Origin of the sequence: Lactococcus sp. LG1074, from assembly GCF_017309525.1 — a bacterium.
Taxonomy (GTDB): domain Bacteria; phylum Bacillota; class Bacilli; order Lactobacillales; family Streptococcaceae; genus Lactococcus; species Lactococcus petauri.
Genome location: NZ_CP071293.1, coordinates 735,812 through 757,503, shown reverse-complemented (window position 1 = coordinate 757,503; position 21,692 = coordinate 735,812). Strand labels below are relative to the sequence as shown.

Sequence of the window (21,692 nt, the reverse complement as noted above, 5' to 3'; positions counted from 1 at the left end):
TTAATAACAAAAGTTCAATAAATTTAAATGGGAGAACACATGGAAAAAGAAGTTACCATTACTGATTATACCGGTTTAGGAGCTTTTGAAGTTAGCTTTGAAATGCTTAAACTGGCAGAAAAAAATAAAAAAGCCAATATCTTTTTGAATGCCGGTCGCGGCAATCCAAACTGGATTAATACAAAAGCACGTTTAGCCTTTAATCGCTTGATTGAATTTGGTATTAAAGACTCCCTTCGTACGATTGAAAAAGCTGATATGGCTGGATACACAACATTGAAAGGTATTGGGCAACGCTTTGAGGCTTTCTTAGAACCTGACGATGATGAGATTGATAAATTCTTGATTGATGTCATGGACTATATCGAAATTGATCTTAAGCTAAATATTGACGATGTGATTAAGGAATTTATCGATGGTGCTATCGGAAATAATTATCCTGTTCCTAGCCGCTGTCTGAGAAATACCGAAATTGTCTTGAATCGTTTTATGGAAAAAATTCTGTATAATGGCGTTCATCTCGAAGATAAGACACAAATCTTCCCAACGGAAGGCGGTACAGCTGCGATTGTCTATATCTTCAACTCACTCAAGCGCAATAAATTAGTTGTGCCGGGTGATAAAATAGCTATTAACACACCTATCTTTACACCTTACTTGCAACTTCCTGGTTTAAGTGAATTCAATCTCGTTGAAACATTAATTACTTCTGATGAGAGCGACAATTGGAGCATTCCCGAAACAGAAATCGAAAAATTATCAGATCCTGAAATCAAGGCATTCTTCTTAGTTAATCCATCAAATCCAGGTTCTAAAGCTTTCAGTCAAGAAACACTTGACGCTTTAAAACGAGCTGTTGAAAAAAATCCGGATCTCATCATTATTACAGACGATGTCTATGGAACTTTCGTTCAAGATTTCCAATCTGTCTATAGTGTTGTTCCCTATAATACCATTCTCGTTTATTCTTTCTCAAAACTTTTTGGTGCAACAGGTTGGCGTTTAGGGCTTATTGCCATGCAGGAAGATAATGTCTTTGACCGTCTTATCTCTGAGCTTGATCCTGAGGATATTGAGAAACTCGACAAGCGCTATGATATTGTAACACATGACACTAAAGAGTTGCCATTTATCGAACGTATTGTTGCGGATTCACGTTCTGTTGGTCTCTATCACACAGCTGGCCTCTCTACACCGCAACAAATCATGGAAGTTCTTTTTGCCTTTACGCATTTGATTCATCGTAAAGAGGCAGATCCTTACTTTGAGGCTTGTGATGCTCTTATTGATGAACGTTATCAAGATTTGCTTAAAGCCATGAAATTAGAGCCAGACAACTCGAAAGAGAATGCTAAATATTATACACTCGTAGATATTTACCAACTTGCCGAAATCCGTTTTGGTAAAAAATTCCGTATCTATTTGGAAGAAAACTTTGATTACTTAGAGTTCTTGCTCAATCTCGCCGACAAAAATGGCGTTGTTTTGATGGACGGGACAGGTTTTGGTGCTTCTAGCGGAACACTCCGCATCTCTCAAGCCAACTTACCTACAGAGGATTATTACTTGATTGGGAAGCAGATTATCAATCTCCTTAAGGAATATTACTCGGATTATTTGAAGAAGAGATGAGTGTAAATAATACTATATGAAATAAAAAAAGGAACCTTAAAGGTTCCCTTTTTTTATTATGCATGTTAATCTTATTTGTAAATTTCAAGCAAGCCAAGGAATGAATCAGCTTCGAGTGAAGCTCCACCAACCAAAGCGCCGTCAATGTTTTCTTTAGACATAAGTTCAGCAACTGTTTCAGGTTTTACAGAACCACCGTATTGGATACGTACAGCATCTGAAACTTCTTTTCCGTAAAGTTTTTCAACTGTTGAACGAACAACACCACAAGTTTCGTCAGCGATTTCAGCAGTAGCAGTTTTACCTGTACCAATAGCCCAGATTGGTTCGTAAGCGATAACCATGTTTGCAACATCTTTACCGTCGATACCAGCAAGACCAGCTTCGATTTGAGCTGAAACCCATTCAGCTGTTTTACCAGCTTCAAAAGTTTCAAGTGTTTCACCACAGCAAAGGATTGGTGTTACACCAGCTGCGATAAGAGCTTTAGCTTTTTTGTTGATGTCTTCGTCTGTTTCGTGGAAGTACTCACGACGTTCGCTGTGACCGATTACTGAGTATTCGATTCCTTCTGCTGCAAGCATAGCTGGAGCGATTTCACCAGTGAAGGCACCTGAATTTTCAAAGTAAACATTTTCTGCTGCAACTTTAAGTGGGTTATTTCCACGTTCTTGTACCATTGATACAAGGTAAAGTGCAGGAGCTGCAATAGCAACTTCTACTTTGTCTTCTGATGGCAATTTACCGTCAATGTTAGCGATAAATTCTTTAACCTCTTTGAGGTTTTTATTCAATTTCCAGTTACCAGCGATAATAGGTTTACGTGACATTATTAATGTTCTCCTTAAAAATTGTTCTTATTAAGTATATCACAATCTGGCTCTTTCTGCTTGGATTAACGTTTCAACCTTTTACCCGCCAACTCGTGAACCAAGTAAAGGGTAACAGAAAAACCTAATCAAAATTAGGCTTTTTTTACTTTATATTGACGTGCTTTTTCTTCGTCATCTTTCATCTGAACAATCAAAGCTTCAATGCTGTCAAATTTAATCATTTCTCGAATCTTATCTAGCCAGAGAACCGTTAAATTTTCTCCATACAAGTCCAAATCTTTATCAAAAATATGGATTTCGACTGTTTTTTCTTTGCCATTAAAAGTTTCATTATAGCCGATTGAAGCAAAGCCACGTTGACGTTGGCCCTCCCAAAGAACATCTACCGTATAAACACCAGTTGATGGGAGATGAATAAAGTCTTTAATCGCTAGATTAGCAGTTGGATAGCCGATTGTTCGGCCACGTGCAAAACCATGCACCACAATTCCAGTTGTCTCATAAGGATAACCTAAAAGCTCGTTTGCTGCTTCAATATCTCCAGTTTTTACAAGTTCACGTATCCGAGTAGAGGAAATTTTTCCTTCATCATCTGCAACTTCTGGTATAACGACCACTTTATATTGATCATTGCTTTTGAGTTGTGTCATGTCTGAGCCCGTTTTATGATCAAAGCCTGTAATAACAATTTTCGGTAAGAATTTTTCCACTACATTTTTAGAGAATTCTTCTGCTGTTTGTTTAGCAAAACTTGAAGTAAAATCTTTAAAAATTAGATAGTCTACACCATTTTCTGCAAAAAGTGCTTCTCGTTTTTTATCACTTGTTAACTTAAGCAACATATCTGGTTCAAATTTTTGAAAAGTAAGTGTCGGTTTTTCTGGAAAAGTTAAGACGGCAATCTTCAAATTTAGAACAGCTGCGAGTTTTTTTGCCTCAGCAAACAAAGCTTGGTGACCACGATGTAAACCATCAAAATAGCCCAAGACAAGAACTGTCGGGTCAGTCCAATCTTCAATTTCGTCAAAATATAAAGTTTTCATTTTAATTTATTACCTTATTTGGTTTTAATATTCCTGGTTTTTCGGGATGTCTCATATAGACAGCAATCAATTGATCTTGATAAAAGAAAGAAAAACGTGTGGCTTCGCCAAGCTTAGCAAACTCAGCTTCTTCAAACTTTTTACCCACGCGTACTGCTGCTGCTTGTTCGTCTGTCACATCAAGGCGTGGCAAGTCAGAGACTGCGACTTCGTTTGGCTGTAATATTTCATCAAGTTTTTCAGCCTTAACTAAAGTCTCAATCTGCTCCAAAGTCAGTGCATCAGCAATATGCAAACCGTTAGCTGCAGTCCGCTGTAATTTAGACATATGCCCCGCATAGCCCAAAGCATCAGAGAGATCAACTGCCAAAGTACGAATATAAGTACCCTTGCTACAAGCTACACGAAACGTAAATCGTGCGCAGCCCTTTTCAAAAGTCACTGGACTTGTCCGCGTAAATGATTTGATGGTAACCTTTCGTATGGGACGCTCAACCATTTGCCCAGCCCGTGCATATTCGTAAAGGCGCTTGCCTTTCACTTTAACTGCTGAATACATAGGTGGGACCTGTTGAATCTCCCCGACAAAACGTGTCATTACCTCATCAATTTCTTCGTCTGAGAGGGTTGATGGCACAGGTGTAGTTTCAATGACTTCACCTTCAGCATCCTCTGTTTCTGTAGAGAAACCGATTGTCACTTCACCTTCGTATACTTTCCCCGCCTCTTCCATGTATTCCAGAAGGCGAGTGGCTTTACCAACAGCTACAGGGAGAACTCCTGTCACTTGTGGATCAAGCGTTCCTCCGTGGCCGATTTTTTTTGTTTTTAAAATTCCTCGAAGTTTAGCAACAACATCAAAAGATGTCCAGCCCGCTTCTTTATATACATTTAAAATTCCATTCATAGATACATAATTATAGCACTTTTTCAGACTTATTTCAGATAAAGGAGCGCTTCAATTTAAAATATTTACATAAAAATAACGTAGCATTTTCTGCTACGTTAAAATACAAGTGAACTTTGCCCGTTTTTACATTTCTCCAAGTTTAGAGTAAGGTTGCGCATGCAACATCCATCGTACGCCATATTTATCAGTAAAATCGCCCATAGCGCCGCCCCAGAATTGTTCTTCAAAAGGCATATTTATTGTCACTTTTCCTGAATCAGATAAGTGTTTCCAAAATTCCTGCGCTTCTGCCATCGCCTCTTTATCTTCTGAATTAAGATCTAATAAGATCGATATTCCTGTATAACTTAAAGCTTCATGTTGAAAATTATCTGCTGCCATAATAGTCGTTCCTAAGATATCAAACTGACTGTGCATTGTCATTTCTGCTGCTTGTTCTTCAGATAAACCAAATTCTTTTGCCTGTTCAGCAGCAACAGGAACACGGCGGATATTTTTTGCACCAAGAACTTCTTCATAGTAAGCAAGTGCTTCTTTGGTATTATTAAGAGCAATATAAGGATGTATGTTAGCCATAAGCGCCTCTTTCTTTTTTATACTTGCTATTGTGATACCTTCATTTTATCATAAGGAAGCTCTTTCAACTATTGATTTGACATTTATTTCATTGTCCTTCATTTTCTAACTTTCTTTGCAAATGTTTATCATAGTTCCGAACTGAGGGCGTACAATATAATAGAGCTGCAGCTAATATGCCTCCAAAGCCTGCAATCACAAGCATGTTTTGAACACCTATGGATTCCGCTACTGGAGCTGCGAAGATTAGCCCAACTGGTCCGGCAATACTCATCAATGCAGAGACTATTCCCATAACCCGTCCTAAGTATTGGGCTTCAAATGATTGCTGCGTGATTGCCATATTCATTGTGGTATAAATCTGTCCCACAATTCCAGCAAAAACATTCAAAACAAGGAAAACCCAAAACCCGTTCATATTGCCAGGAAGAAAGCCTGAACCACCGATGCTCAAGCCAACGATAAGATAAGCCGCAATAATCCAGGGCATACGGTCCTTAGTTTTTCCAAAAATACCAACAGCAAAAGAGCCAATCAGCATCGCAGCAGCAAATAGAACTTCAACCCAACCCGCGTGGACAATCGTGCCGCCAAAATATTTTGTGGTCACTAGAGGATAAAGACTCATTGCAGGCATAAAAAGTAACATAAATAGGGCACCGATGAGTGTCATTTTCCACATCGGTTTATTCTCACGGAGAATTTTAAACCCTTCAAGCGTATCCCTAATCACAGAGATCTTTTCGCCCTGTGAAGCGACTTCTGGTATCCTGACTAAAAGCAACATTCCAGCACCAAGAATGAAGCCAATCACATCAAGTAAAATAACCCAATGAATCGGCATAGTTGCTACCATGAAAGCTCCAATCCCAGGTGAAACAATAAATATCAAAGATTGAATAATACCGAACTGTCCGTTGACTCGAGTAATTTCGTCTTCTGGTACCATTGTGGGCATAATAGATTGGACTGTTGGCATCTGAGCGGTCTGTGCAACCGCACGAATACCAATAGTCACAAAGACCATCCAAAGTGGATAAACATCATTATTAATCCCGTAAATAAAAAGACCCAAGGCTATTACTGCCACCACAGCATCATATGAAATAAGTAAGAACTTCTTGTTGATACGGTCAATGAATGGCCCAACAAACGGGCTTAGAAGCGCCATTGGTAACATACCTACAAGTGTAGCAATTGCAAGGACAGATTCTTCACCTGTTTCAAGGGTCAAATACCAAATAATCGCATACTGGACAATCATTGAAGTCACGCCCGTTAGGAGCTGACCTATCAAAAACAAATAAAAATTTTTCCGCCAATTTGGCGGGACTGATGTGTTCATAGAGTTCCTTTTTCTATATTTTCTTTAAGGAGCCTAAAATTTTATCCGTAATCCAAACAGATATTCTTCTCCTTTTTAAATATTAGCATATCAAAAAAGGAAGAGTTCTCAAAGCAATTCAAACCTTAACCTTTAGTATTTTGCTGATTATTAAGAAGCATCAAAAAGCGCCTGATAAATGTCAGACGCTCCTCTTTCTACAACAGCTCTTTATTACGGAAACAATAATCCGCATGGTCATTAATCACGCCTACAGCTTGAAGATAAGCATAGATTATTCTTGGACCAACAAATTTCATTCCTCTTTTCTTCATGTCTTTAGACATAGCTTCAGCTAAAGCATTGGTAACAGGTACTTGGCTCTCATCAGTAATTTGATGTTGCAACACTTGACCTTCTGAGAAAGACCAAATATATTTATCCAAAGAACCGAATTCTTTCTGAAGTTCTAAAACTTTTTGAGCGTTATTTACTGCAGCTGCTATCTTTAGCTTGTTGCGGATAATTCCCGCATTTTGGCGGAGTTCTTCTTCCTTTTCCTTACTATAGCTGGCTACTTTTTCAATCTCAAACTGATCATAAGCTTTATAGAAGCTTTCTTGTTTGTTTAAAATGGTTGACCAAGAGAGGCCTGCTTGATTCATATCTAAAACGAGTTTTGCAAAAAGCTCTTGATCGTCATGGACCGGAGTACCCCAATATGTATCATGATAATGAATCATCTTCTCCGAAGAAAGACACCACTTGCATCGCTTCTTATCCATTTACTACTCCTTTTTCTCAATTGGTGCCATTGCAGCCAAAAGACGTTTCATACCCACTTCAGGAAACTTAATTTTCAGCTCCATATTCTTACCGGTTCCAGTAACAGCTAACACAATGCCTTCGCCCCATTTGCGATGGACGGCAGTATCTCCAATCGTCCAATCTTCTGTAGCTACATCTGCTTTTTCAATCACACGTGATGCTCCAGAATTGACTGCAGCTTTACGTTGATGAAGAGCATCTGTCATGGACATGCCAGTACCAAATCGTGTCGCACCTCCAGCCATTTTATAACTAGCATTGAAGCTTGAATTGGCCTTACGTGCAATCCCTCCATAGTCCAATAACTCATCATCAATCTCAGAGATGAAACGGCTCGGACGATTATAGCTGGTTTTACCGTAGAGCACACGTTGATTTGCATTGGTCATATAAAGAAATTCTTCGGCGCGCGTGATTCCCACATAGGCAAGACGACGTTCCTCTTCCAATTCATCAGGATCATCATTAACACGTGAAAGTGGAAAGATATTTTCTTCCATCCCAATAAGAAATACAACAGGAAATTCTAGACCCTTTGCAGCATGTAAGGTCATCATAGTAACCGCGTCACTCGCTTCTTCGTATTCATCCACCTCAGAAAGAAGACTCACTTCATTAAGGAAACGACTCAAGCGGTCCAAACCGGTTTCCTTGATTGGTTCTCCAGTCATTTCATCTAGTGGTACTTCTGATTTTTCATCAAAATTCTTTGTCACGGAGAGAAATTCTTCGATATTCTCAATCCGTGTCTGAGCTTCAAGATTTGCTTGCATTCGTAGGAACTTCATATAGCCCGTGCGGTCAAGCATTTCTTCAACAAGTTCCGTGATACTAGATGTTTCAATGAAGCTACGCAAGAAATCAAAAATTAGCCCAAGATTGTAGATTTCGCCAGCTGCTTTGCCTCGAATATCCGATAAAGTAATATCCAACGTTGATTCTGCTAAAGATTTACCTTGCATATCCGCAAAGTTTCTCAATTTTTCCAGAGCACTTGGACCAACACCACGTTTAGGCTCATTAACGATCCGCTCAAAACTCATATTATCTCGAGGATTGGCAATCACGTTAAGGTAAGAGATCACATCACGAATTTCTTTACGTGAGTAGAACTTTGTTCCTGCAACCATACTATAGGGAATATTTGACTTCAAAAACGCTTCTTCTATTGTACGTGATTGTGCATTTGTCCGATAAAGGACAGCAAAATCAGAATATTTCCGACCAGCTTGCACTTGCTCATTTATCGTCGAAGCTGCAAAGATTGCTTCATCCCGCTCATCATTGGCGCGGTAATAAAGGATATTCTCCCCATCATTATTTTGGGTCCATAATTTTTTAGGGCGACGATTCACATTGTTATTTATCACATTATTGGCAGCCTGTAAGATTGTTTTTGTAGAACGATAATTTTCTTCAAGTAAAACAACTTTCGCATCGGGATAATCTTTTTCAAAGTCAAGAATATTCTGCATATCTGCACCACGCCAGCCATAGATTGATTGGTCAGCATCACCAACGACACAAATATTTTTAAAACGTTGAGCCATTAACTTGACGAGCTGATATTGCGCATGGTTAGTATCTTGATATTCATCCACATGGATATATTGAAATTTACCTTGATAATAGGCTAAAACATCTGGGTTTTTATCAAAAAGACGTAAGGTTTGCATGATTAAATCATCGAAATCCATCGACTCCGCTTTACGCAGTTCTGCCTGATAGGTTTTATAAACACGGGCTGTCAGTAACTCATAAGGATTACGAGCATTGATTTGTCCTTCGTAAGCTTCTGGATCTAGAAGGTCATTTTTAGCGTTTGAAATTGTATTAAGGAGCGTTTTAGGTTCCCATTTTTTAGGATCCAAGTTTGCTTCTTTTAAAATACGCTTCATCAAGGTTTTTTGTTCCCCTGGATCAATAATCGTAAAGTTTCGGTTATAACCAATATGGTCAGCATCACGTCGGAGGATTCGGACACACATAGAGTGAAATGTTGCAATTAATGTATCTTGAGCTGCCGGGGTTAAATTAAGCGCACGTTCTCTCATCTCACGCGCAGCTTTGTTGGTAAAGGTAATCGCCAAAATATTCCAAGGATTCACCATTTTTTCATCGATAAGATAAGCAATGCGGTGTGTCAAAACACGGGTTTTTCCTGAGCCCGCGCCTGCCATGATTAAAAGTGGTCCTTCTGTAGTTTGTACTGCTTCTGCTTGTTTTTCATTCATTCCATTTAATAAAGGATTCATTTATTCTCTCAATTCCAGTCTAGTCTTGCTCTCCTATTATAACAAAAGAGGACCTATCCTGCACATCTGTTTTCCCTAAATTCTTTTTCATTAAATGTAATGACTCTCGCAATAATCAAAGCTGTAAATATGGTATTACACTCTATGGATTGGCTTGTAAAAGCAACGCACACATGATAGAATTATTCATAAAATGAAAGAAGGAAAAACATGACGCTGAACATCCAAAACCTCCGCTTCTCTTACCAAGCGCACAATGTCCTGAATTTATCCTCTGTGTCTTTTGACCAAGGAAAAATTTATGGGATTGTGGGAAGAAATGGTGTCGGAAAAACGACATTTTTTAAAACGCTGACTAATATTATTACCAACTATTCCGGTAGCATCGAAATTGATGGGAAGAATATTAAAGAAAATCCTAAAGTACTTACTTCTGTCGGTATTGTTCTTGATGATATGGAACTTTATAAAAACTACTCAGGTTGGTTTAATCTTCGCTACTTTGGTGGGCTACGTGGAAATTTTGATGAAGAGAGAACCCGCATCTTAGCTAAAGAATTAAATATTTACGATAACCTGAACGAAAAAGTAAGCCGTTATTCTTTAGGAATGAATAAAAAGTTGATTCTTCTGATTTCCCTGATGAGCGATGCGAATATTCTCATTTTTGACGAGCCTTTCCGTGGCTTAGATAAAAAAACAGTCGAATGGTTTAAACATTACTTGCTTCATTTAAAAACAGAGGGACGAATGATTCTTATTTCAAGTCATGTTCAAGAAGACATTGAAACTCTAGCCGATGAAGTTTTAGTCCTAGAAAATGGTAATTTTGTTGAAAAATTCGATCTTCATAAGAAGAATCAGACCTATATTTACCGTGTACAAACAAATCAGCCTCAAGCGCTTCACACCTTCCTAACGGAGTTACAAGTTAAGTTTTCACAACAATCCGAAAACTGGACTATTTTTGAAATGAATGAAGACAAGTATCGTGAATTCTTCAAGGAAGCTGTAGCTCAAGATATTGAGTTTTATCAGATTAAAAAAGAAAGCAAGTTCATTGAACTTGTGAAATAGGAGGAACTCAGTATGAATGCCAAAAATATTTTTAAAATGGAAATGTATAAAAACATAAAGGATAAAACTTACATGATAGTCCTTGCCGTATTCATTTCTTTAAGTTTACTGCTTAACTTTTCATGGTTAGCTGTCAGTTTGACAAACATTGATTTTCAAAACTTTCCCATCCTCCTCACCTTTCTTTCGATTACGACTGTCTTTGCCGTCATTGGGTTAGCTATCTTTTCCCTCTTATATCCTTTTCATCTGCTCAATATTGATTATAAAAACAAGGTCATGAGTTTGATGATTGCAAGTGGAGTCTCTCGGGTCAAATATTACTTTGTCAAGATTGGCACAACAATTTTGACTCAATTAATTGCTCTTTTTCTTGTCTTAGTTGTCCCCTTTGTCACCTTCTTTATCTTCAACCAAGAAACGGTCTTTTCTCTCTTTCGATCGCTTGACTTACTCGTTCATTCTGCCGATATTTTTATGGGACTTCTTTCTTATATTTTAGGACTCGTAGCTATGATGGTAACAATGGCTTTAGCCGTTATTATCACGCGCGGAAGAACATCAGGTTTATTTGTATACATTGCTTTTAATTTCACCTCTCGTATTCTTCAAACAGTCTTAATGAGTCTATTTTTCCTCTTCCTTGCACAAGTAGGAACTTCAGACTTTAGTTCTACCTTTGTAAGTAATAACAGTCTCTTCAGTATTGGTTATCATATTATAGAAATCTTAGTTTTCGGCCTCATTGGTATTTTCTATCTTCGCAAACAGGATTTATAAAAATATCGAAAAAACTCCCAGAGCATTTCTGGAAGTTTTTTTATTAAAGTACTTGATTATAACTGCGGTCAAAAGCAGATTTCATCTCTTGTGTCGCAGCATCGTAAGCAACTTTTTTCTCAAATGTACCATGTACAATAATTCGATTTACAGCTTCTGGATCAGCACAGGTTACCAAGGTAATCTCCGTTTTTCCTGGTGTATCATCGATTACCTCTGAATGTTCTGGAGAAACGACAGATATTTTGTTGATACGATATTGATAGATATTATTTTTGTCCGTGACGTAAATAATCATCCCCTCTTTCGCACGTTCAAGCGGGGTAAAGAGTAGGCTAACATCGCTGCTAAAACCAGTGACGTTATGGCTGGCTAAAGCATAATTTCCTTGCCCCATCACTTGGTCTTCCTTCATCGTACCCGCTCCAAAAGCAAGGTTCTCATTTGCTAAGCCTTTGAAAATTGGCAGATTAATGCCAACATCTGGAATTGCAATACCTCCAATGACTGGCATGGGTTGACGGTTTAACTGGTTACGTACCACTTGTTCAAAACTAATCGACTCTACACTGTCAAAGTCAAAGTTGCCCTTTACTTCTTTGTTTTCTTTAATCGTTTCCCGCGTCACATTATTTATCTGATAATGCGCCGTATTTCTGCCGATTAACCAGTTTCGGATAGGTTTGTTAAAAACAAGGATTAAACCCACAAGAAAGAGAACCAAAATAAGCAAATTAACTAGCACGCGTTTCCAACTCTTACTTTTTTTCGCCATGTTGCCTCTTTCTATTTTAAGTCTTTAATTTGACCTATCTTATAGTTTTCACTGGTTAAGTCAAATTTATCTTTTAAGCCATCCGTAATATATAGCTTGTTATCTTTATCCACAAATACAGCTTGAACATTTTTCAGGCTTTCGACATATTCATAACCTTTTTTGGTTCCCATAGCGTAAATCATAGTAGATAAACCATCACCATTTGTAGCATCATCACCAGAAATTAAAAGAGTGATACTAGCAATATCATTGTCAAATGGGAAGCCCGTTTTAGGGTTAAGGATATGAGAGTAGCGATGCTCATCCACTTCTAAATAACGTTCATAGATACCTGAAGTATTTACATGTTGATCACTTGCTTTTAAAATTCCCAACTGCGATTTTTCTGGATCATTGGGGTCTTTTATAGCAATAGTCCACGCATCATTTGTTTGACGTGGAGAATGTCCAATCACGTAGATAGAACTTGATCCCAAATCGACAATACCAGTGGTTACGCCATTATTTTTAAGACTTTCAACCATCTTCATGGCTGTATAGCCTTTAGCTATTGAACCTAAATCTAAGCGGGCACCTTTTTGACTTAAATAGACGGTACTGTCTTTTTCATTAAACTGGATAAATTGATAATTAATCAGAGGTAGGACCTTGTCTATCTCATCTTGTGAAGGTTTTCGTGCATCAGGAAAGCCTATATTCCAGAGCTTGCTCAAAGGACCTATGGTAATATCATAGCCCATATCCTTAGCAGAATAGTTATAGCCTAGCTTGATTAATTGATAAATTTCAGAATTTACTTTGACAGGTTTAATACCAGCATTGTCATTGATTTTATCGACAACTGACTTTGCTTGATCTACAGATACCCAATCGTTATATTTCTCAGCGATATTTAAAGCTTCTTCAACCGCTTTTTCCTTAGCTTTATCGTAGACAGTGACTTGGATGTAGGTTCCCATTGTTGTGGCATCTTTTTTGATTGGCTGCTCTAAAAGATCACGGGTCTCCTTATTTGAACTACAAGCTGCCAGTAAAAAGATACTGACAGCTGCAGTTAAGAATATAAATAATTTTTTCATTTTATTCTTCCGTATTTGAAGCTCTCTCTGCCTCGTTTATTTCTTCCTCTTCCTGTTCAGGTTCAACCAGAGCAAATGTCACAATTTGTGCATCATCATCCAAACGCATGATTTTCACTCCTTGCGCTGCACGACCCGTTTGTGAGATATTATCAACACTTGTACGAATCACAACACCTGTATCAGTAATGACCATAATATCTTCATCACCATTGATAGCAGTCAAACCGGCAAGTTTACCTGTGCGGTCAGTGATGTTCATGACTTTAATCCCTTTACCACCACGACCTTTAACAGGATATTCACTCGCAATCGTTCTCTTACCTAAACCTTTTTCAGAAATCACTAAGACTTCCTGTTCATCATGAACAATCGCTGTACCAACAACAAAGTCGCCTTCACGCAGGCTGACACCTTTAACACCCGTAGCAGAACGGCCCATATCGCGTACTACAGCTTCCTCAAAGCGTACGGAGAAGCCATCATGCGTTCCGATAATGATGTTTTCTTTACCTGATGTGAGTAGAACATTGATAAGCTCGTCACCTTCACGAAGATTTAGAGCTTTGAGACCGTTAGTTCGGATATTAGCAAATTGTTGGGTATTGGTACGTTTGACTAAGCCTTTACGTGTTGTAAAGAACAGATATCTTTCTTCGTCTGACTTCACAACATTAATAATTGTTTGAATCTTTTCACCTTCATCAAGTTTTAAAAGATTGACGATAGGCAAGCCTTTAGCAGCACGACCGTATTCTGGGATTTCATAGCCCTTCATTCGATAGACACGTCCAAGATTAGTAAAGAAGAGCAAATGATCGTGTGTACTTGTTGATACCAGATGTTGTACAAAATCATCGTCGGACATGTTCATGCCCTGAACACCACGTCCACCACGTTTTTGTGCACGGAATTCGTCATTGCTAAGACGTTTGATATATCCCTTATTTGAGAGAGTGATAAGAACATCTTCTTCCTCAATCAAATCTTCGTCTTCCAGATTCAAGACTTCCCCAACCAAAAGCTCTGTGCGACGTTTGTCTGCAAATTTACGTCTAATTTCACCTAATTCTTCTCGAATAATAGCTTTAACACGTTCTGGTTTAGCCAAGATATCTGCCAAATCAGCAATCAAGGCAATAAGCTCTTGATACTCATTTTCAATCTTGTCACGTTCCAAACCTGTCAAACGGCGCAAACGCATATCCAAGATAGCTTGCGATTGCTTGTCTGACAGTTGGAATTCGTCCATCATCGCTTTTTGAGCAATTGCATCTGTTGCAGATTCACGGATAATAGTAATCATACGATCAATGTTATCCAAGGCTATACGCAAACCTTCTAAGATGTGAGCACGAGCTTCTGCACGAGCTTTATCAAAGCGTGTACGACGTTCTACAACTTCGATTTGATGCTCAATGTAGTCAGTCAAGATTTGTTTCAATGACAGAATCTTTGGCGTACCCTTTTCAATGGCCAACATATTAAAACCAAAGGATGTTTGAAGCTGTGTAAGTTTGAACAAGTTGTTCAAAATCACGTGTGCCGATGCATCGCGACGGACTTCAACCACTAAACGTACACCTTCACGGCTTGACTCATCACGACAGGCTGTAATACCTTCAATACGCTTTTCTTGTGCCAAACGAACAATATGCTCATGAACTTTTGACTTATTGACCATATAAGGGAACTCAGTAACTACAATGCGTTCCTTACCTCCAGGTAATTCCTCAATTTCTGTCTTCGCACGAAGCGTAATTGAGCCTTTACCTGTTTCATAAGCACGGCGAATACCAGATTTACCCATGACTAGAGCACCAGTAGGAAAGTCTGGCCCAGGTAATACTTCCATCAAATCACGTGTTGTCGCCTCTGGATTTTCCATCAGCAAGTCAACCGCATCAATTGTTTCTCCTAAGTTATGAGGTGGAATATTTGTCGCCATCCCAACGGCAATCCCCGTTGTTCCGTTAACCAAAAGGTTCGGAAAACGTGCCGGAAGTACTTCTGGTTCTCGTTCCGTTCCGTCATAGTTATCAACGAAGTCAACAGTGTTTTTGTTGATGTCACGAAGCATTTCCAAGGCAATTTTTGACATGCGTGCTTCGGTATAACGTTGAGCGGCAGCGCCATCTCCATCCATGGAACCAAAGTTCCCATGCCCGTCAACCAGCATGTGGCGATAGCTCCACCACTGAGCCATACGTACCATGGCCTCATAAATCGAGCTGTCTCCATGTGGGTGATATTTACCCATGACATCCCCGGTAATACGGGCAGATTTTTTATGTGGCTTATCAGGCGTTGTACCAAGCTCGTTCATTCCGTAAAGAATGCGGCGATGAACCGGCTTCAAACCATCGCGTACATCAGGTAGGGCACGTGCCACAATAACTGACATTGCATAGTCACGAAAGCTGGTTTTCATCTCCTCAGCAAGATTGACATTTATGATATTTTTATCTTCCATGTTCTCCTCTTTCAATGTATAAACACTGTCTCTATTATACCATAATTTCTTATTGTTTACAGGTGTTTTTAAATCTTTTGAATATACTTTTTCCTTGTAAATCAGGCTTATTTTGACAGTATTTCTAAATAAAAAAATAATCCTCATTGAGGATCATTTTTATTTTATTTTTGCTTCAATCACACGATCAATATCTTCGGCTAAGGGATGGCCATTGCTTGCACGATCGGATAAATTCAAGTCTGTCAGTTCTGTTTGATAGACTTTACCCACTGCTGAAGTTACCTCCAAAATCTGGCTCTTATCAGTTGGCGTATCTTCTGCTTCTGCAGGACTGAAAAGATCAACTGTCTCTGAAAGTGGTGTCTTATCAGTATTGATCACACTACCTGCTGAGAATACGGTATGCGGATTGGTCTTCAAAGGACGTAAAACCTGTAGGCCACGATTTGCTCGACTTGTTTCCGGAATATCCTCAGATTTTACCCGCTTGATAAAGCCACGTTGTGTGAGTAGATACCAACTGTCTGTTTGCACAAAGAAGGCAGCCTTGACCAAATCTCCTGCTTTAAGATTCATTGCCTTAACACCAGCTGCTTTAGCCCCCACAACTGGAATTTCTGAGATGTTAAAGCGAAGGGCGTAGCCATTTCCAGAAATCAACATCACATCTTCATCACCTTTAACAATCGGTGCGATGGTTACAATACTGTCTTTGTCCCCTTTGAGTTTCCCGTAAACCATTGACTTAGAGCGGTATGTCCGCCAAGGTTTAAAGGAATCAAGTTCAACTTGCTTGATTTGACCAGCTGCTGTAACTACCATGTAATTTTCGCCAGTCTCAAAATTATCAAGTACTTGTGCAAAGATAATTTCTTCATCGCTGGCAAAATTGTTCAAAGTTTGGGAGATATGCTCGCCAATATCCTTCCAGCGGACATCAGACAATTCATGGACTGGACGATAAATAACATTTCCAAGACTTGTAAACATCAGCAGGTGCTGCGTGGTCCGTGCGCCCGCTTTAACAAAGATTAATTCATCATCCTCACGTTTACCAACTTCTTCAACATTGGAAGAGGCAAAGCTACGTGGTGATGTGCGTTTAATATAACCACCACGCGTAACTGAAACAACCGTTTCCTCTTCCGCAATCAGTTGTTGCGCCTCGATCTCTATCGTTTCAACATTATCTTGTAGTTCTGAACGTCGTTCCTTGCCAAATTTTTTCTTGACTTCACGTAACTCACGTTTCATCAAGTTATAAAGTGTACGTTCATCATTGATAATCGCACGGAGTTCTAAAATCTTAGCTTCAAGTTCGGCTTGTTCATTCTCTAGAGTTACGATGTCGGTATTAGTTAAACGGTAAAGCTGCAGTGTAACTATAGCTTCTGCCTGTTCCTCACTGAAAGCATAGCTCACTTTCAAGTTTTCCTTAGCATCTGATTTGTTTTCAGATGCACGGATCAAAGCAACGACTTCATCCAAGATAGAGACCATCCGGATCAAACCTTCAACCAGATGTAATCTTTTCTCTGCTTTACTCAAGTCAAATTTTGAACGCTTAACAATAACGTCCTGACGATGGGCAATGTAAGAGCGCAGAACAGGAAGAACACCGACTTGACGTGGCGTCATATTGTCAATTGCCACCATATTGAAATTATAATTAATTTGCAAATCTGTGTTTTTATAGAGGTAGTTAAGCACCAGCTGACTATTGGCTTCTTTTTTCAGCTCAATAGCAATGCGTAACCCTTCACGATCGGATTCATCACGCACTTCAGAAATCCCAGGCACTTTGGCATTTACTTGCACATCATCAATCCGTTTAACCAAAGTTGCTTTGTTGATTTCATAAGGAATCTCTGTAACGACGAGTTGTTCACGACCGCCTTTAAGTTTTTCAACTTCTACTTTTGAACGGACAGCAATGCGCCCTTTGCCTGTTTCGTATGCCTTTTTGATCTCACTACGCCCTTGAATAATGGCACCTGTCGGAAAATCGGGGCCGGGCATGAAAGTCATGATTTTTTCAACATCAGCTTTAGGATGATCAATCATATAGATTGTCGCATCAATAACTTCTCCAAGATTGTGCGGCGGGATATCTGTTGCATAACCTGCCGAAATCCCCGTTGAACCGTTCACCAACAAGTTAGGAAAGCTTGCGGGAAGTACCGTTGGTTCTTTTTCCGTATCATCAAAATTCCAAGCATGAGCAACTGTATCTTTCTCAATATCTTTTAATAAATACGAAGAAATTTCTGCCAAACGTGCTTCAGTATAACGCATAGCAGCCGGTGGATCACCGTCCATTGATCCGTTATTCCCGTGCATCTCAATCAAGGGCTCAAGCATTTTCCAATCTTGCGACAAGCGAATCATCGCATCATAAATCGAGCTGTCTCCATGAGGGTGAAAATTACCCATAACATTTCCGACAGACTTGGCAGACTTACGATAAGCTTTATCAAAAGTATTGCCATCCTTATTCATTGAATACAGGATGCGTCGTTGAACGGGTTTTAAGCCGTCTCGAATATCAGGTAGGGCACGTTCCTGAATAATGTATTTTGAATAGCGTCCAAAACGCTCGCCCATAATATCCTCTAAAGGTAGAGTTTGTATATTAGACATTAGTCCTCCAACAGTTATTTCATTTTTAAGTTTACAAAATGTTTTTTAAGAGGCAAAATCCTTTAAGTCCAAAATCATTTCAACATGTTTTATGCCATCTTCCAAAAAGGGTTCTGAATCTTCCTTGAATCCAAAAGAAGCATAGAATGCCCGGAGATAGTACTGCGCTTCAATACGCACTACAGGTTCTCGCCATGATTGAGCCAGAAACTCAAGAGCCTGTTGCATCATTTTACGCGCCGTTCCTTTGCCACGTTGGCTTACCTTCACCAGTACACGGCCAATAGAGGCCTCAGGATAAGAAAGCCCCGCCGGTAAGATACGACAGTAGGATTGAATGGCACCTTCATCATCTTCTAACCACAAGTGCAATGACTTTTGATCCTTACCGTCGACATCTTGATAAGCACATTCTTGTTCAACAACAAAAACTTCAGAGCGGACTTGTAAAATTTTGTAGAGTTCTGATCGCGTAAGTTCTTCGAAATTTTTAATCTTCCATGCCATATTTATCCCTCTTTTTCTATTTCGTTTGTAAAGTTAGCTTTCTGCATTTCCTTCAAAAAGTCAGAATGAATGGTTACTGTCTCATTATTATAAAGCGTAGCTGTCAGACTGTAACCCGTTGAATAAGCTGCTGTTATCGCCAAGCCTGTCACCTCGAATTTTTGCCAATTTCGCTGTGTATCTCTACGATAATAAACCAAATCTTTCGTAATTGGTAAGCTCAATTTTCGGCGAACTTCTTCCGTGATTGTTGTATCTACCTCACCAAACAAATCCATTTGTAAACTTTCGTTTGATACTAGTTGCGGTTTGGGTGGACGTGACAAGTCTTGTAAGTACTGATAGAGACGGGCGGTGATAAGGCAATCATTGAGTGCATCGTGGCTGCGCAAATCAATACCTAATACATCCTTAAAGGTTTCCAACTTATAGTTGGGCATCTGCACTAATTTTTTTGCTTCAGAGAGTGTATCGTAGACTTGAAAATGAGGTGCATCACCAATCTCACAATCTACTATCGCCTGATAAAGAAAGCTGACATCAAAAGGCGCATTATGAGCCACCATCAAGCTATCCCTTGAAAAGGCTATAAAATCAGGTAAAACTTCAGCTAGAACTGGTTGCCCCAGTAAGGAAGCCGGCCAAATTCCAGTCAGTTCTGAAATTTTAGTTGGAAGATAAGAACGCGTGGGTTTGATCAACTGATTAAAGCGCGCAATTTCTTGGTGCGATTGGTCATATTTGACAGCACCAATTTGAATAATTTCATTTTTTTGAGGACTAAATCCTGTTGTCTCAAAGTCAAATACTACGTAATGCTCCACCTTATCACATTCCTTTCTCATTTTTCCTAAAAATATGCAATTACTTAAAAGACTGTGTTTTCTTCCAATGTAAACTTCACATTGTTTTCAATCCATTTACGACGAGGCTCCACCTTGTCTCCCATCAAAACTGAAACCCGTTTTTCAGCTTGCGCTGCATCATCAATAGTTACTTGAATCAATGTACGAGTTTCAGGATTCATAGTTGTCTCCCACAGCTGGTCAGCATTCATTTCTCCTAGACCTTTATAACGCTGAAGCGTTGCTCCCTTGCCAAAAGTTTGACGAAGTTCTTCAAGTTCAGCATCTGTCCAAGCATAAGCAACTTTTTCTTTTTTGCCTTTACCTTGACTCATCTTATAGAGCGGTGGCAAGGCAATATATACGTGCCCATTTTCGAGAAGAGGCTTCATGTAGCGATAGAAAAAGGTAAGAAGTAGGGTTTGGATATGTGCACCATCTGTATCCGCATCGGTCATAATAATTACTTTATCATAGTTCCGATCCGCGAGGGTAAAATCTGCTCCAACACCCGCACCAATAGTGTAAATCATTGTGTTGATTTCTTCGTTTTTAAGGATATCCTGCATTTTGGCTTTTTCAGTATTGATTACCTTACCACGCAAAGGTAAAATCGCTTGGAATTTACGGTCGCGTCCTTGTTTTGCTGAACCACCGGCAGAATCTCCTTCGACAAGGTAGAGTTCATTTTTATTAGGATTTTTAGTTTGTGCTGGTGTTAATTTCCCTGAAAGAAGTCCTTTGTCTTTCTTATTCTTTTTACCTGTTCGAGATTCTTCACGTGCTTTGCGTGCTGCTTCACGTGCTTCACGCGCTTTAATCGCCTTACGAATTAAATTTTGTGCCAGTTCACCATTCTCCAAAAGATAGAAAGTCAATTTTTCAGAGACCAGAGCATCAACTGCTGGACGTGCTAAGGGTGACCCAAGTTTATCTTTCGTTTGCCCTTCAAACTGCAAGTATTCTTCTGGTACAAGAATAGAGAGAACAGCTGTCAGCCCTTCACGATAGTCTGAGCCTTCGAGATTTTTATCCTTGTCTTTGAGTAAACCTGTTTTTCTGGCATAATCATTCATGGCTTTGGTCAAGGCCGTTTTAAGTCCAGCTTCATGTGTTCCGCCATCCTTTGTCCGAACATTGTTAACAAAAGAAAGGATATTTTCCGAATAACCATCATTATATTGTAAAGCTACTTCTACTTGGAAAGAATCTTGTTCCCCTGCAAAATATAAAACGGGTGTGAGCGTATCCTTATCCTCATTGAGGTAGTCTACAAAATCTTGTACGCCATTTTCATAGTGGAATTCTTCCTTAACTTCCTCTTCTCCACGCTGATCTGTAAGCGAGAGAGTGACGTCTTTCAAAAGAAAGGCAGATTCGTTTAACCTTTCCGAGATTGTTTGGTATTTAAATTCAATCGTCGAAAAAATCGTCGCATCTGGCATAAAGGTAACTTTTGTCCCTGTTTTAGATTTTGGTGCCTTACCTATTTTTTCTAATGTTGTTACAGGATGTCCACCGTTCTCAAAACGTTGACGATAAACATTACCATCACGTGTAATCTCTACTTCAAGCCAGCTTGACAAGGCATTCACGACGGAAGAACCTACACCATGTAAGCCTCCGGATGTTTTGTAGCCACCTTGGCCAAACTTACCACCCGCATGAAGGACAGTAAAGATAACTTCAACAGTCGGTTTGCCTGTAGCGTGCATTCCGACAGGCATTCCACGCCCTTCATCTTCCACAGTAACAGAGCCGTCTTTATTTAATATTACCGAAATCTTTGTTCCAAAGCCTGACAAGGCTTCATCGACAGCATTATCTACAATTTCCCAAATCAAGTGATGCAAGCCTGTTGAATCCGTTGAACCAATATACATCCCTGGGCGCTTTCTTACGGCATCAAGCCCTTCCAGGACCTGAATCGCGCTGTCGTCGTAATTATTTATATCTACCATTCATTATTCTCCATTTAAGCTAGCTCTAAACCAGCAGAAATATTCATCTTTCCTATTCTACATTCTTCAAGAGCCTTTGTCAAAAGTCTTTATAAAACAAACTGAGCTTTTTTATTCCTATTACCTAAAAAAATTAAATTTGAAAAGA

Annotated in this window: 17 protein-coding genes; 3 read left to right on the top strand and 14 right to left on the bottom strand. The window is 39.2% G+C overall.

Features of this window, described 5'->3' with window-relative positions:
• Positions 1-39: 39 nt before the first annotated feature.
• Complete coding sequence (locus J0J36_RS03795; protein WP_019292501.1) at positions 40-1,632, top strand: bifunctional aspartate transaminase/aspartate 4-decarboxylase; 1,593 nt, start codon at positions 40-42, stop codon at positions 1,630-1,632.
• Positions 1,633-1,703: 71 nt separating this feature from the next.
• On the opposite strand, the gene tpiA is transcribed toward J0J36_RS03795, so the two are convergent.
• The 7 genes from tpiA to pcrA form a co-directional block, all read right to left on the bottom strand.
• Complete coding sequence (tpiA, locus tag J0J36_RS03790) at positions 1,704-2,462, bottom strand: triose-phosphate isomerase (RefSeq protein ID WP_004258230.1); 759 nt, start codon at positions 2,460-2,462, stop codon at positions 1,704-1,706.
• A gap of 134 nt (positions 2,463-2,596) precedes the next feature.
• Positions 2,597-3,508: a bifunctional riboflavin kinase/FAD synthetase gene (locus J0J36_RS03785; RefSeq protein WP_153924664.1), complete on the bottom strand. Its 912-nt coding sequence runs from the start codon at positions 3,506-3,508 to the stop codon at positions 2,597-2,599.
• 1 nt (position 3,509) lies between these two features.
• The gene (gene truB / locus J0J36_RS03780) at positions 3,510-4,415 is read right to left on the bottom strand and encodes a tRNA pseudouridine(55) synthase TruB (RefSeq protein ID WP_019292499.1); all 906 of its coding nucleotides are present in this window, start codon (positions 4,413-4,415) and stop codon (positions 3,510-3,512) included.
• Positions 4,416-4,541: 126 nt separating this feature from the next.
• A complete protein-coding gene (locus tag J0J36_RS03775; RefSeq protein ID WP_004258242.1) occupies positions 4,542-4,994 on the bottom strand; it encodes a VOC family protein in 453 nt (150 codons plus the stop codon).
• 88 nt (positions 4,995-5,082) lie between these two features.
• Complete coding sequence (gene mdt(A) / locus J0J36_RS03770; protein WP_019292498.1) at positions 5,083-6,339, bottom strand: multidrug efflux MFS transporter Mdt(A); 1,257 nt, start codon at positions 6,337-6,339, stop codon at positions 5,083-5,085.
• Positions 6,340-6,536: 197 nt separating this feature from the next.
• Positions 6,537-7,103, bottom strand: a complete 567-nt coding sequence (locus tag J0J36_RS03765) for a DNA-3-methyladenine glycosylase I (protein WP_019292497.1) — start codon at positions 7,101-7,103, stop codon at positions 6,537-6,539.
• A 3-nt stretch (positions 7,104-7,106) separates the two neighbouring features.
• Positions 7,107-9,401: a DNA helicase PcrA gene (pcrA, locus tag J0J36_RS03760; RefSeq protein WP_019335327.1), complete on the bottom strand. Its 2,295-nt coding sequence runs from the start codon at positions 9,399-9,401 to the stop codon at positions 7,107-7,109.
• A gap of 210 nt (positions 9,402-9,611) precedes the next feature.
• Here pcrA and J0J36_RS03755 point away from each other — a divergent pair, with 210 nt between their 5' ends.
• Both J0J36_RS03755 and J0J36_RS03750 read left to right on the top strand, forming a co-directional pair.
• Positions 9,612-10,478 carry an ATP-binding cassette domain-containing protein gene (locus J0J36_RS03755; protein ID WP_019292495.1) on the top strand — a complete coding sequence of 289 codons (867 nt, stop codon included), beginning with the start codon at positions 9,612-9,614 and terminating at the stop codon, positions 10,476-10,478.
• A gap of 12 nt (positions 10,479-10,490) precedes the next feature.
• Positions 10,491-11,258: an ABC transporter permease gene (locus tag J0J36_RS03750; RefSeq protein WP_019292494.1), complete on the top strand. Its 768-nt coding sequence runs from the start codon at positions 10,491-10,493 to the stop codon at positions 11,256-11,258.
• 43 nt (positions 11,259-11,301) lie between these two features.
• Here J0J36_RS03750 and J0J36_RS03745 read toward each other — a convergent pair whose 3' ends face one another.
• The 7 genes from J0J36_RS03745 to parE all read right to left on the bottom strand — a co-directional run bounded on the left by J0J36_RS03745 (position 11,302) and on the right by parE (position 21,544).
• Positions 11,302-12,033: a class A sortase gene (locus tag J0J36_RS03745; protein WP_019292493.1), complete on the bottom strand. Its 732-nt coding sequence runs from the start codon at positions 12,031-12,033 to the stop codon at positions 11,302-11,304.
• 11 nt (positions 12,034-12,044) lie between these two features.
• Positions 12,045-13,115 carry an FAD:protein FMN transferase gene (locus J0J36_RS03740; protein WP_153924659.1) on the bottom strand — a complete coding sequence of 357 codons (1,071 nt, stop codon included), beginning with the start codon at positions 13,113-13,115 and terminating at the stop codon, positions 12,045-12,047.
• Position 13,116: 1 nt separating this feature from the next.
• Complete coding sequence (gene gyrA, locus J0J36_RS03735; protein WP_153924655.1) at positions 13,117-15,588, bottom strand: DNA gyrase subunit A; 2,472 nt, start codon at positions 15,586-15,588, stop codon at positions 13,117-13,119.
• 159 nt (positions 15,589-15,747) lie between these two features.
• Complete coding sequence (parC, locus tag J0J36_RS03730) at positions 15,748-18,231, bottom strand: DNA topoisomerase IV subunit A (RefSeq protein WP_153924652.1); 2,484 nt, start codon at positions 18,229-18,231, stop codon at positions 15,748-15,750.
• 45 nt (positions 18,232-18,276) lie between these two features.
• Positions 18,277-18,738: a GNAT family N-acetyltransferase gene (locus J0J36_RS03725; protein ID WP_153924649.1), complete on the bottom strand. Its 462-nt coding sequence runs from the start codon at positions 18,736-18,738 to the stop codon at positions 18,277-18,279.
• Positions 18,739-18,740: 2 nt separating this feature from the next.
• Complete coding sequence (locus tag J0J36_RS03720) at positions 18,741-19,583, bottom strand: PolC-type DNA polymerase III (RefSeq protein WP_019292488.1); 843 nt, start codon at positions 19,581-19,583, stop codon at positions 18,741-18,743.
• 23 nt (positions 19,584-19,606) lie between these two features.
• The gene (parE, locus tag J0J36_RS03715; protein ID WP_019292487.1) at positions 19,607-21,544 is read right to left on the bottom strand and encodes a DNA topoisomerase IV subunit B; all 1,938 of its coding nucleotides are present in this window, start codon (positions 21,542-21,544) and stop codon (positions 19,607-19,609) included.
• Positions 21,545-21,692 lie beyond the last annotated feature (148 nt).